The organism is Streptococcus sp., assembly GCF_041802885.1.
Taxonomy (GTDB): Bacteria; Bacillota; Bacilli; order Lactobacillales; family Streptococcaceae; genus Streptococcus.
In genome coordinates, this window is sequence record NZ_JBHCHN010000013.1 from 26,179 (window position 1) to 38,384 (window position 12,206).

The 12,206-nt window shown below is 37.8% G+C and carries 13 protein-coding genes; all 13 read right to left on the minus strand.

The genetic code is table 11. The features are described 5' to 3' along the window. Nucleotides 1–130 precede the first annotated feature (130 nt). Genes ACEYCN_RS01740 through ACEYCN_RS01800 form a run of 13 tightly spaced genes read right to left on the minus strand, consistent with a single transcriptional unit; the run spans nucleotide 131 to nucleotide 11,716 of the window. Nucleotides 131–745, minus strand: a complete 615-nt coding sequence (locus ACEYCN_RS01740) for a CylK protein (RefSeq protein WP_373712582.1) — start codon at nucleotides 743–745, stop codon at nucleotides 131–133. After that, entirely contained in the window at nucleotides 714–1,919 is a 1,206-nt protein-coding gene (locus ACEYCN_RS01745) for a glycosyltransferase (protein ID WP_373712583.1), read from the minus strand. The genes ACEYCN_RS01740 and ACEYCN_RS01745 overlap by 32 nt, the downstream gene beginning before the upstream one ends. Nucleotides 1,920–1,927: 8 nt before the next feature. Beyond that, nucleotides 1,928–4,120, minus strand: coding sequence for a beta-ketoacyl synthase N-terminal-like domain-containing protein (locus tag ACEYCN_RS01750; protein WP_373712584.1), 2,193 nt, complete (start codon nucleotides 4,118–4,120; stop codon nucleotides 1,928–1,930). Next, nucleotides 4,117–5,070 carry an aminomethyl transferase family protein gene (locus ACEYCN_RS01755; protein ID WP_373712585.1) on the minus strand — a complete coding sequence of 318 codons (954 nt, stop codon included), beginning with the start codon at nucleotides 5,068–5,070 and terminating at the stop codon, nucleotides 4,117–4,119. Before ACEYCN_RS01755 ends, ACEYCN_RS01750 begins: the two co-directional genes overlap by 4 nt. Continuing rightward, nucleotides 5,054–7,066, minus strand: a complete 2,013-nt coding sequence (locus tag ACEYCN_RS01760) for a cylE protein (RefSeq protein WP_373712586.1) — start codon at nucleotides 7,064–7,066, stop codon at nucleotides 5,054–5,056. Before ACEYCN_RS01760 ends, ACEYCN_RS01755 begins: the two co-directional genes overlap by 17 nt. Continuing rightward, nucleotides 7,063–7,941 (minus strand): ABC transporter permease, encoded by an 879-nt coding sequence (locus tag ACEYCN_RS01765; RefSeq protein ID WP_373712587.1) that lies wholly within the window; start codon nucleotides 7,939–7,941, stop codon nucleotides 7,063–7,065. The genes ACEYCN_RS01760 and ACEYCN_RS01765 overlap by 4 nt, the downstream gene beginning before the upstream one ends. Next, the gene (locus ACEYCN_RS01770) at nucleotides 7,934–8,863 is read right to left on the minus strand and encodes an ABC transporter ATP-binding protein (protein ID WP_373712593.1); all 930 of its coding nucleotides are present in this window, start codon (nucleotides 8,861–8,863) and stop codon (nucleotides 7,934–7,936) included. Before ACEYCN_RS01770 ends, ACEYCN_RS01765 begins: the two co-directional genes overlap by 8 nt. Continuing rightward, nucleotides 8,853–9,296 (minus strand): 3-hydroxyacyl-ACP dehydratase FabZ, encoded by a 444-nt coding sequence (gene fabZ, locus ACEYCN_RS01775; RefSeq protein WP_373712594.1) that lies wholly within the window; start codon nucleotides 9,294–9,296, stop codon nucleotides 8,853–8,855. Before fabZ ends, ACEYCN_RS01770 begins: the two co-directional genes overlap by 11 nt. A 19-nt stretch (nucleotides 9,297–9,315) precedes the next feature. Further along, a complete protein-coding gene (locus ACEYCN_RS01780) occupies nucleotides 9,316–9,618 on the minus strand; it encodes a phosphopantetheine-binding protein (protein WP_373712588.1) in 303 nt (100 codons plus the stop codon). Further along, the gene (gene fabG / locus ACEYCN_RS01785) at nucleotides 9,611–10,333 is read right to left on the minus strand and encodes a 3-oxoacyl-ACP reductase FabG (RefSeq protein WP_373712589.1); all 723 of its coding nucleotides are present in this window, start codon (nucleotides 10,331–10,333) and stop codon (nucleotides 9,611–9,613) included. Before fabG ends, ACEYCN_RS01780 begins: the two co-directional genes overlap by 8 nt. After that, complete coding sequence (locus tag ACEYCN_RS01790; protein WP_373712590.1) at nucleotides 10,330–11,178, minus strand: CylD; 849 nt, start codon at nucleotides 11,176–11,178, stop codon at nucleotides 10,330–10,332. Before ACEYCN_RS01790 ends, fabG begins: the two co-directional genes overlap by 4 nt. Beyond that, nucleotides 11,175–11,483, minus strand: coding sequence for a cylX protein (locus tag ACEYCN_RS01795; RefSeq protein WP_373712591.1), 309 nt, complete (start codon nucleotides 11,481–11,483; stop codon nucleotides 11,175–11,177). Before ACEYCN_RS01795 ends, ACEYCN_RS01790 begins: the two co-directional genes overlap by 4 nt. Before the next feature lie 29 nt (nucleotides 11,484–11,512). After that, on the minus strand, nucleotides 11,513–11,716 hold the full coding sequence (locus tag ACEYCN_RS01800) for a hypothetical protein (protein WP_373712592.1): 204 nt from the start codon (nucleotides 11,714–11,716) through the stop codon (nucleotides 11,513–11,515). Nucleotides 11,717–12,206 lie beyond the last annotated feature (490 nt).

A 12,206-nucleotide genomic window follows, 5' to 3' on the forward strand; every position in this document is an offset into this window, starting at 1 on the left:
TTTTCTCCATGTCAAAAAATGATCTTCCCTATTATATCATGAATTAGGGAAAGAAAAAAGGCAGAAATCCATTGATTCCCAGCCTTATCGTAACCTTATTTTTGAAAAATAAGGTCCATTATTCGTTTAGCTACTTCTCCATAGCCTTATCCGAGAGAGACATCTCGACAAATCCACCAGTCGTTAAATCCAGCAATTGAACAAACTTTACTTTTTTGGGAGTAGTAAAGGCATAGCCAATTAGATAATCTTCCAGAGTAAAATAGTGAATATCTTTAGCTTGTTTTTGCTTAAAAATAATCTCTTTTTCCAGCCATTTTTGATAAAACAATAACTTGTAATCTCCCTTACTTTCCTCAGATAAGGATAGGAATTTTCGATAGGTCATCTCCGATCTGTCTCTATATTCCTCAATATCAACCCCTGTTTCATCAACGAAAGAATAGGTTAAAACATGATAGTCTCCTGAATTTGAATAACTAATTCTGCCTTCGGGCAGGTTAATCAAATAGCTACTTTTAGTAGAAAAGGCTTCTTGACAAGTTTCTTCCGAAAAACCCAAACCTTTTAGACAGTTGTAAATAAAGTAGCTTCCTGATAACAGTTTGTACTTAGTGATAGGTCGATTGGCCTGATGGTACCTTTCTAGTCGTTCACCAGATAAGATATTCTCCAAATTTTCCTTATCCCTGTTTTTATAAACAATAAGGTAATTAAACTTGTCTGCCTCTAATAAACTTTTCAATCTCAGCCTCCGCATTTTTCAAGGATTCTTTTGATTCGTTTTTTATATTATGACTCAATTTTACTATATTTTCCTTGAACATTGGGTAATGTTGTTCAAAATTGTAAATAACTTCTTCAATAACAACATCATTGGCATCTTTCACTAAGTAGGCGCAATCCTGTTGGCTGAACTTTTTTATGTTCCAAAATTGTTCATTGAAGAAAGGAATACCTATGAAAGGAATGCCTTGAGAAGCCATAGCATAGACCGTTCCTTGTCCGCCATGGACTATTGCAAAGTGAATATCCTTCCCCACTTTTTCAAAATCAACAAAGTCAACTGGCTCAATATGAGGACCTGGCAATTTGATTTCTTCCCCACAAGTTGTCAATATATACTGATAGTTTGTTGGTAAAGTTTTCAAAAATCCTTCTACCCAGGAAACTTTAAAGGACGTCCCAAAACTGAGTAATATTTTTTTGTTACTTTTTTTCATAGGATTAGTAAAACCTACTTCATCTATCAAGATAGGGCCAATCGTTTTGTAACTGGAATCCGTCGCAAAATCATAGAATTTGGAATAATCAGCAACCAAGTTAAGATCACCAGAGAATAATTCTAAAGCGTTCTTAAACGGTACCCCCCCTTGCTTTTTCAGATAATTGTTCCAAGTTTTAACGTTGGTTGAATAGGAGGTTATCAATTTTTCAACAAATTTTTTTGACAACTGACTGTTCTCGCGACTTATTTTCCTTTTTGGTAGGATACCATCTGCATTTTCAACAATCTCACTGATGTGCGTAGCTCCTGAAATAATCCAGATTAAGGGTGTATCTTCCAGACGGCAACTTGTAATAATGGTCAAGCGATATCCTGTTATAACTGCGTCAAATTGTTCTCGGCGCAATATTTCTCTTTCACTCGAACAAACCCCTTCAATCTCTTCTTCTGATAAAAAATTGAAATCTGTTGAGAGAGAGAAGAAGGATTCATAGCGATCTTTATTGTAGATTTTTTCATCTTCTGGGCAATAGTGTATAGTATAGGCTTCGTTGTCAAATAGAAAGGGATAGTGCCGCTCCCCAATGACATGAATCTCGTGACCTTGCTCAAATAGATGATTGGCCAATTTCGATAACCGCTGGCTTTCACCCAAGTTCATCATAAAAGGGGCAAATAAAAACTTACTCATACTGTCACCTATTTTTTAATCACTGCGAAGGATATACCACCGAATTTTGAATAAGAAATCGCCAGATAATATCCTTCAGCTAGATTTGCATTCATAATGTAATCTAGTTCTTCTCCTGCTCCATTCGATGAGAAGCTAAATTGATCTTGACCGAGGTTTGACAGCTGATAGCGCTCTGATAGTTGACTCAAGCAATAGTAGTCTAGGCTATCAATCTTCTTACGATTATTCCAAACAAATCCCTTGATCTCTTGCATGGTCAACCCCAGTTCTGACAGGAGGTTTTGAAGCGAATTGTCAAAAATAGTTGTAATCTCATCAAGGGTTTTACCACTATATTTTAACTGTTTACTTCCTAAGACAAGCGATTGATCTTTCGTCGCTTGACGAGAAAGAACCTGAACTGAACAATAATCTGCACCAATATATTCTTGACTATCGTATCCCAATTGTTCCCACCACATCAAACTCATATCCGTCCACTGATGAGCCGATACCAACAAGATGTAGTCCAACCCATCATTTCGCATCATTTCTTTAGCATACTGAATCCCATCAATAGTGCCACTGTTAGTAGAAATGACAGATAATGGTCCTTTAATTTTAAACATGATAGATAACATCCCTGCAGCTGCGTTCATAACGGTAAATGGGAAACGTGAAGCTGAGATATGAGCATAACCTTCCGTTGTAATTTGTTTTTCAATTCCTTCCACAACTTCTACAGGACCTGAAGGGGTGGTAAACAATATCCCGACTTTTGATGTATCTACTTTTTTTAGATTGAGACCACTTTCTGCCAAGGCTTGGGCGGTTGTCACTGCAACCAATTTAGAAAAATCATCCATTTTCCTGAATTGAGCCGGGTTAATTGTTTTTGGTGGAACCGCACCTTTGAAGCGCATGGCTTTAAAATCATTAAAAGAACTAGAAATTTCTTCATACTGTGCTACAGATTCTTTCCCGTCCTGGATAGAACCTACTGAGGACAAGATGGCCATTTTAAGATTTTCTTCTGCTGGAAATGTTTCTAAAGGCGAATCCAATGAAGACAATAGAACCCCACTGTTATTACCACCAAAAGCAAAAGAGAAGTTCAGCACATTCTGAATGTTATGTCCTCTTTTTCGATTGTAAACAAAATTTTCAGGAAAACCGTCTGTTCCAATTTCATTCTTTGTCGCAGGTACAGTCTGCTCTTCAATGGCTGCAAGACAGTTAATCAATTCAATAATCCCTGCTGCACCAAGAGTATGCCCTGTCTGTCCCTTTGTACTGCTGATTAAAGTTGTTGATGGGAAAAGTTTAGTAAACATATTCTTTTCCATCTTGTCATTGGCCTGTGTACCTGTGCCATGGCCATTGATATAGTCAATATCTTTGAAATCAATACCAGCCTTGGTCACTAATTGTTCGGCAATTTGAGCAGCACCTTCTCCAGTTGGCTTTGGAGCAGTGATATGGTAGGCATCCGAGGTAATCAAACCACCAATGATCTTCCCATATTTGGCCAACGCCTTATCCTTCACTAGGACAACAAACCCAGCACCCTCACCCAAGTTAATTCCCTTGCCTGAAGAATACGGCTGGCAGGCCATGTCTGTATTGATAGCTCCCAAAGAGGTAAAGCCCGCCAAAGAAATGTCACTTAGTTCATCGCAGCCTCCACAGATTGCTAAGTCACATTCTTCGTCCTGTAACAATTGCGTCCCTAGAATAACTGCATTATTGCTGGCAGAACAGGCTGTGGAAATGACATAGGACGCACCTATGATGTTATGATACGCCATCAACTCATCTGCAATATGGTGAACGGATGTTTTCTCCAACAACTCGGCCTCTACTTGATAATCACCAGACTCAAAGCGATAGAGCGCTTCTTGCCCAGCAACTTTTCCGCCAAGTGATGTTCCCAAGCAGACAGCAATATTTTTATAGTCATTCAAATCAATGCCTGAAGAGGCGAGAGCCTCTTCAAAAGCATTAAAGGCGAATTTGAAATTGCGTGTCTCATTTTGGTACTGTTCTGGAACCTCAGGTTCATGCTTTACTTTCCCTGTATATGATTCCAACACAAAGCCATGATTTTCGTAAGAATTTTTGGAAATCCCTTCCTCCAGCTCAAAAAGATTTTTTTTATGCTCAGCATAATTCTTTCCGAGAGAAGAAACGACCCCTACTCCACTAACATATACACTCATTCTTTTGTCCAACTTTCTGGGATACGGTATGGGCTTGATAGGGTATGTAATACCTCGCCAGTTTCTGTTACAAAGGTGACTCCTGCGTGAGCAAATGCTTGGTCAACAACCATTAGCCCCAGATAAGTATCAGCAGGCCCTTTGTTATCTGCTGCCCAGCAAATTTTACCCACAAGCTCATCATCAAACAATACTGGTGTTCCCGCAACTACTTTTTGTTCAGATGCAAAACCAACACTCTTCAAATTTGTTGATTGGATACTGTCTAGTAGACTATCGCGTCCCTTAAAATCTTCTTTTGTGAAATCTAGGTTCCAAGAATATCCCAACTCGTATAATGAGTAGGCTTCCTGTTGATAAACAGCTGTAATCGGTTGGCCAACCTCAAACCGCAAGTAAGCGTCCAATTCATCACTGTATTCAGGAATATCTGAACATACTTCTTCTACAAACTGTTGAAATACAGCTACTGGCAAGAAGAATTGGTAGCCAAATTCTCCTGAAAAACCAAAGCGTACAAGATACCCATCCTGATTTTCGTAGGACATCTCCACTAGACCTCTGAAATTAAGAGTAGAGATATCATACTCATAAAATCTTTGAGCAATCTCGCCAGCATGCTTCCCTTCGAGTTGAAGCATTTTGTAATTCGCGGAAATTTCTTTCAGTGTATAATCAAATTCCGTGTTTTCAAAATAACTTTCTAGTTTTTTATGGCTGGCAATCCAGTACTTGTCATCAAACTTATAGAAAGTGATCTCGTCATAGACTGTCCCGTCTTCGTTTAGTAAAAATGTATAGCCACAGGTATCTGTATCTGCAAACACGATATTTTTTGGCAAAAGAGTATCCAAAACTTCTTCATATTCTTCGCCAGCAACTTCGTAAAGGAAGTCTTTATAAACCTTATAGGCTTTGTCTGTTCTCAATGTATTATATAATGTATTCATTTTCTTCACTCTTTCTATATTCTGTAATACTCACGTTAGTAGCGTGAGATGATTTAGTTGTAAAAACACACCTTACTTTTAAACTATTGTTTTCTCTGTAGGAATAAAACACGCCGCCTTTTGCAAAAAACCTTAAGTAACTATCTTGACTCGCATCATACAACAACAACTCCTGATCGTTTTCTAAAATATGTGATTTATTAGTATATGAGACTCGCTCACCGTATCGAAGTTGCTCAATTCCTCCACGAATTTTATAATCAAACGATATCGAATACAAGTCGCTATCCCTTGGAACATAGCTGTCTGGCAAGACAATCTGATTATGAGATAAGACTAGGTTATTAGCGGGGTACTCCTTTCTATTTGCAATCATCCGCTTTGTTCCATAATTCATTTCCTGCTCCAAAGAAATACGGTAGACTTGTTTTAACAAATTTTTTGTCGTTGCTTGATGGGTGTGCTGTTTTTCCCACTTTCCTTTTACCTCATAAGCCTTAGTTCCAATACCTACCGAAGAAATTGTGAATTGATAGGTCAACTTGGTCAAATTTGCGCCATCAACTACCGAAAGGGGTCTAAACTGCATTTGGTTACTAGCTTTTCCAGGTGGCTGATAATGGATGACCTGTCCCTCACTAGGAAGGTAATAACTGAATATCTTCTCTTCAAAATCATCCGCGCGAATAAAATCGTCATGCTCAACTGGATACCCCCCCGGTATATTGGCACGATAACCATCCACGTCTCTGATCAAATGTTCCTGAGGGTAGATTTTGAAGGCTTGTTTGAGTAAGTCTGGAAATTTGTCCCTCTCTTTTTGATTCACATGATAGGAACAAGTTATCTGTTCATCATTGACAAATGTGATTGTTTTTTGAATAGAAACTCCCTGATAGGAAAGATTAATTTTGACATTGTCCTTGCCTTCTTTTACTACAAGACAAGCATCAGAGGGACGGCTAAATAGCAGAAAACTATCTTCCAAAAGCACTCGCCCTTGTTTGCTAAAGTTAAGACTACCCATTGGGGAGATTGACAAATCATAGCCTTGAAATTTCCTATTTAAGGGAATTTCCGCTGGGCTACTCACTTCTTTTCGTCGTTCTAATTGAACATCAATATTCCCATCCTTGGTAACAATACTAGATTGGACATAATATTTATCACTGCGCTTATTCAGTTGAATGACGGATTTATTTCGAGTTAAGGTTTCAAATCGATAATTTCCAACTTTGACACGAATTTTTTCCACATCATCTGACAAAAATTCAGCCCGTAAAAGATAATGATTGCCTTCCTTCATAATGCCAATTTCAAATAAATCCATCTTGAGATAGTAGGGCAGGCTTGCATTATCTGCCACCTTGAACAAGATTTCTTCATCTGAAATCATGGTCCGAATGCGCGTTTCTTTCTCGGAAGGATCTTCTAGCTCTTCCAGCACCTGAAAGGTTGACAAATCATACTCTTTTCCATGATAATCAGAGATTTGAAACGTTTTTAGTATTTTGGGCAAATTGCTTCTCAATGAACGGCAGTGTAAAATATCTTCATAAGTTTCACTATATTCTTTAAAGCCGTTTAATTTTGATAAAGATAAGGACGGCTTATTATACTTACTAACTTCAGTATAAAGATTGGCGATACCTAAATCTGTTATTCTTTCCAGAATGGTTTTATAGAGATAAGTAATCGCTTGTCCGCTGCGACTTTCTGAATCAATGAGCAAAAAGCCACTAAAACTACTGTCCCAATCCAGGCATTCATGTGTAATAAATTTGAAGAAAGCTGAGGTTCCAATCACACTACCATTATTTTTTAATAGGAATAAATTTGTGACCTCCTTGATTTTCATGGTCAAGTCTAGATCTTGCACAGTTAATGGGATGCCATCTGGAAACTGATACACTTGATTTTTATTAAACAAATCAACCACTTCTGCATAATCATCAGAGGAGGCCTCAGAAATCTTTAATTTATTAACTTCTTTCATTTCTTGACCTTTTTAATAATAAAGTGGAGTAGGAGTAAGGCGACAATAACAATAGAAATGTAAGTCAACATAAATTGATTTGACAACTGTTCTCCACTCGCATTCTGCAGCACAACTCCATAAGACTCTTTGTAAGTATTTACAACTGAGGCGGGAGCCTTATCAAATACCTGGGCAATCGATTCTTTCATCAAAACTTGCTTCAACAAGGCATTTACTTGTGTAAGGGGGAACCAGGTCATGACCTGTTGCAACGCTTCTCCAACTGAACCGATGGAGAGATAAACTCCTGAAATGAAGCCGATAAAGGTTCCGACAATTGTACTCAAAGTTGTAAAAGCAGAGCTTGTACGAATAAAGGCCAAGATCGGCAGAATGATGGCAGATGACAAGACCGTTCCCAATGAGACAATGCCCAAAATAGTAAGATAATCCATCATCGAATAATCAAGCAAGGAACTAAAACCATTAAAAATTCCAATGGCGAAGATACAAGAGAACATGGTCATGATAATGCCAAACAGAATAGCAAAGATGGCATAGGCCAATTCAACCTTGAAATTTGAAATGGGACTTACCTTAAAATCTTCACTCAACTTCTTTTCTCTATCAGAAACCATCACCCCAAATGCTCCTAAGGTACTCGTCATGGAAATAATCGTTGTCAATCCTGAAATCAACCAATAATTGACCATCTGGATGGTATCGCTAGAGGCAGTATCGCTATTTAAAGCTGCCTTGATGGCATCAATCTGAATTTGTCCCAGAAAAACTTGATAGACTAAAATTAAGATGATGACGGATAAAAAGGACATGAAGAAAGCTAGACGGTCGCGTGTATAGACCTTACGATTTCTGGAAATTAATTCAAACATTGTTCTCCCCCTCTTTTTCTTTTAGCAGGTTCAAATAAGCAGCTTCTAAGTTTGAATACTCAACATTAAAGCTTTCAATAATAGATGTATCTTGGTTCTCTGAGATAATCTCCATCATCTCTTCAACAGAAACATCCTTAAAGACAATTTCTCTCTCTGAAAGAACCTGACATTTGTTTATAAACTTCGATATTGAAAGCGATTTAACCGATTGCTCTGGTGCGATGGTCAAACTCAAGTTGGTCGTTGAATGTTGTTCAATAAAGTTGGTAATATCACCAGAATAATACAATTTTCCACCAATCAAAACATTTAGAACATCACAACCAGCCATCTCTTCAAGATAGTGGGTAATAAGTACAACTGTCATATTGGCCTTCTTATTTAACTGATCAATGGCAGCCCACAAATCATGGCGTGACTGGGGATCCAAGCCAGTTGTCGGCTCATCCAGTAATAGGAGAGATGGCTGAGGCAATAGGGCTCGGGCGATATCTACTTTTCGCTTCTGTCCACCCGATAAGCTTCCATATTTTTGTTTTTTAATAGCAGAAACATCCAAGTATGTTTTCAATTCTTCAATTCGATCTCGAACCTGGTTTTTTGATAAACCATACAAGGCACCTCTAGAAAATAAGTTCTCTTCAACTGTCAGGTTGTCATCTAAGCGATTACTTTGAAAAACAATCCCAATATGGCGGTAAAATTCCTTGGTGGACAAAGCTTTCCCATCTACCTCCCAGGTAATTTCCCCCGAACTTTGTTTAAAGTTCCGGATAAGAAGATTGAATAAAGTCGTTTTACCAGCACCATTTGGCCCCAGAAGTCCATAAAACTTCCCTTCTTCAAAGACCAAATCAACACCCTTCAAAGCTTCAAAAGAGCCGTATTTTTTTCGAACATTTTTTAATCTAATTTCCATTCTCTGATACCAGCATCCTTCCTGAGGCAACTTCTTTTTTATTTTCATCCTGAATCACAACATGAATTTCCAAAAGTTGCCCTAATTTTGACTGGGACTTGCAGACAATATTTAGCTGCTCCCCTGGAGTTACAATTTTCTTAAACTTAAAATTCTTGACACTTGCTAAATATCCAACTTTTTCAGCAACATTTGCTTCTGACAGTCCCTCAAGACTTGCGCCCTCATCCCCAAGTGAATCTAGGATATAAAGCAGGGCTGCTGATTGGGCTGCCATTTCAATCATCAATACTCCCGGAACAATTGGACGTCCAGGGAAATGACCTTGAAAGTAAGGTTCATTGATAGTGATATTTTTACGGCATTCAATCAAACCAGTTTTATATTTTTGCACCCGATCTACTAGTAAAAATGGATAGCGATGAGGTAGCATCTTGATAATTTCTTCGCTATTAACTTTCACAAATGAGTTCCTCACTATTTTCAATTACAAAGTCTGCTAGTTTGTTGACAGATGATAAGACTGCCATGTCATCATCATTTAATTCCACACCAAATGTTGTTGAAATCCCAATAGAAAGCTCCAAGGCATCAATGGAATCCAATTCCAAACCACGACCAAACAAAGGTTGGTCATTCATAATCAAATCCTTGTCAATTTCTAACATCAAAGAATCAATCAAAATTTCCTTAATTTCATCTACCACTTCCTGGCGCGTTTTAATTACCTTACGTTCTTCATTCCAATTAATCATTAATCATTCCTCCATCAATTACAAAATTTTTTCCTGTGATATAATTTGCTTTTTCACTTGCTAAAAAGACAACTGTCCATGCGACCTCCTCTGGTCGGCCAAACCTCCGCAAAGGGATAATATGTTCTTTGATTTCTTCTTTATTTCGCAGCTCATTCGTCATATCTGTTTCAATAAAACCTGGACTCACGCAATTAATATTAATTTGATCTGGCGCAAATTCTTTCGCTAGAGTCTTTGTTATAGAAACAATGGCACCCTTAGTCGCTGAGTAATTTGCTTGTCCCACTTGACCAGCCACACCACTCGTTGACGAAATGTTGATAACTTTTCCTTGAATCCGTTTAGCTTTCATAATTTTCAGCACAGCTTTAGTCATATTAACTAGGCCCATCAAGTTAATATTAACAACATCCATCCATTTTTCTTCTGACATCATCAGGAAATAGCCATCCCTGATAATACCTGCATTATTCACAAGGCAGTCAATTCGTCCATACATCCGAAAAATCTTAGTGACCAATTTTTGAACAGCCCTCGAATCAGAAATATCACATTTACTGATTTCCAAACCAGGCAATTGCTCTTGTAATTCAAGAGCCGCTGCGTCATTACTACTGTATACAGCAATAACCTGATACCCCTCATGATACAATTCCGTTGTAATCGATTTTCCGATTCCTCGTGTTCCTCCAGTAACAATCGCTACTTTCATACATTCCTCTTTTCTTTTTGCTTCATTTTCAGTAATTGTTTTGAGATAAATTTATTCGGTGATAGGTCAAGAACCTCTCCACCACGTTGCAAAATATCCTCTTTGATTCCCTTCCAATTAAACATTTGATTCCATTGATACAACAATTCTTCCCTTAAATCCTCATAGTGAAAGATATATTCATAGAGGTCGTTTTGTACGATGTTTAACTCATTGACAAGTTGAACATAATCATCAAAAGATTTGTCTAAAAATCCTGTATGATACGGAGCCTTTACACCTAATTTCTTGATTTTATAAATATGTCCTTCTGAACTAGCGGTAGCCTCTAAAAGCTGCAGGTGTTGTTCATCCATTGCCAATACTCCGGAAGTACTGTCAGTTATAATAGCTAGCTTGAATTTTTCTGCATGCTGCTCCAGCACTTCTGTTGAGAATAGTGCTAAATTTTCTGTCATCAACAGCCAGAGTTCTTCGGGACAGCTTCGTTCTTCTATCAAACGAGCCCGTTTCCTAATAAAATCAACAATATCCCGAAAATTAGCACTATTCGTCGTCAAGAGGACATTAAAAATACCTGCACTATGGGCAGAAAAGGCCATACCTGAACAAATTTCTTCACCATTTGTTATCCACTCATTATAGAGAAAATTAGCAAGCATCGCTGCATGGATATCATCCAAACCTATCTTCTTGTCTAATACATTCTCAATCAACTGATAGGACTCTTTATCACATCTCTCTAGTTGTGATAAAATTTGTTGCCCTTTCGCTGATTTCAACATCTGAAACAGATGCTTCAACTGCACATTTCCTTGACCGCCATAAATAACTGTTGAAATCATGACTCCATCCTTTCCATAAGCAGTATTGGCATATTGTAATCAACAATGTCTCCATCTTTACAATATTGCTTTACTACTTTTATATCTTCATGACATATATACTCATAGGATAAACCTAGTAACCGCACTTCCAGTAAAACCTCACCCTTACAATAAACACTGTCTTCAACCATTTTATGAGCATGAAAAATATTTCCAACTAAATGTGTTGACAACAAGGCTGTGTTTTTAATTCGTGTATGATACAGGCAATATTGCTCATCTGAAAATTCTTCATTTTTTCTTAAGATATTTGATTGTTTCACACATTTGCACCTCCAGTACAAAATCCAAATCATCTTTGTTCTTTTATAAGAATCTCCGCTTCCTGGCGAATATTTCCTAATAAAATTTGTTTTTGACTTTTTCCTTTGACCATCGTTAGTTTATTTAACTTCCCGTCCACCCATACAGATACGAGACAATCTTTTTCTGTTGGATTGGTCAAGGTGAGATAAGAAACTTTTTCTGACCTTTTCTCAATATTACTCTCTATCATGCTATACCCTACCTAGAAAGCTGACTTTTTTAAACACTGTTTCTTCCTTTCTGATATTCTTTTCCCTCGTTTTATTTATAATCGTTTAGCCTTTGCGCCACCATAGAATACTTAAAATCCACATTCTCTTTTCTCCTTTTTGTTTTTGTGTCACCAGTATAACGGATAAAGTCCGCTGACCGTGAGGACATTCATGTCCTAGCCTGTCAGTCGGGTTACTCCCATTGCGTAGCCTGTCGGTGGACAATCCCTTAGCCCTTACGCCACCATAGAATACTTAAAATCCACATTCTTCTATCTCCTTTTTCAATTTTATGTGATTAGTATAATGGAACATCATCCTTGACCGTGAGGACATCCATGTCCTAGCCTGTCAGTCGGGTTACTCCCATTGCGTAGCCTGTCGGTGGACAATCCCTTAGCCCTTACGCCACCATAGAATACTTAAAATCCACATTCTTCTATCTCCTTTTTCAATTTTATGTGATTA

Coding starts and splice junctions, on each gene's coding strand:
- ACEYCN_RS01765 (WP_373712587.1), bottom strand. CDS start 7,941: ATGTTTGAATTAATTTCCAGAAATCGTAAGGTCTATACACGCGACCGT.
- ACEYCN_RS01750 (WP_373712584.1), bottom strand. CDS start 4,120: ATGAGTGTATATGTTAGTGGAGTAGGGGTCGTTTCTTCTCTCGGAAAG.
- ACEYCN_RS01780 (WP_373712588.1), bottom strand. CDS start 9,618: ATGATTAATTGGAATGAAGAACGTAAGGTAATTAAAACGCGCCAGGAA.
- ACEYCN_RS01745 (WP_373712583.1), bottom strand. CDS start 1,919: ATGAGTAAGTTTTTATTTGCCCCTTTTATGATGAACTTGGGTGAAAGC.
- ACEYCN_RS01760 (WP_373712586.1), bottom strand. CDS start 7,066: ATGAAAGAAGTTAATAAATTAAAGATTTCTGAGGCCTCCTCTGATGAT.
- ACEYCN_RS01755 (WP_373712585.1), bottom strand. CDS start 5,070: ATGAATACATTATATAATACATTGAGAACAGACAAAGCCTATAAGGTT.
- ACEYCN_RS01800 (WP_373712592.1), bottom strand. CDS start 11,716: ATGATAGAGAGTAATATTGAGAAAAGGTCAGAAAAAGTTTCTTATCTC.
- ACEYCN_RS01790 (WP_373712590.1), bottom strand. CDS start 11,178: ATGATTTCAACAGTTATTTATGGCGGTCAAGGAAATGTGCAGTTGAAG.
- fabZ (WP_373712594.1), bottom strand. CDS start 9,296: ATGCTACCTCATCGCTATCCATTTTTACTAGTAGATCGGGTGCAAAAA.
- fabG (WP_373712589.1), bottom strand. CDS start 10,333: ATGAAAGTAGCGATTGTTACTGGAGGAACACGAGGAATCGGAAAATCG.
- ACEYCN_RS01770 (WP_373712593.1), bottom strand. CDS start 8,863: ATGGAAATTAGATTAAAAAATGTTCGAAAAAAATACGGCTCTTTTGAA.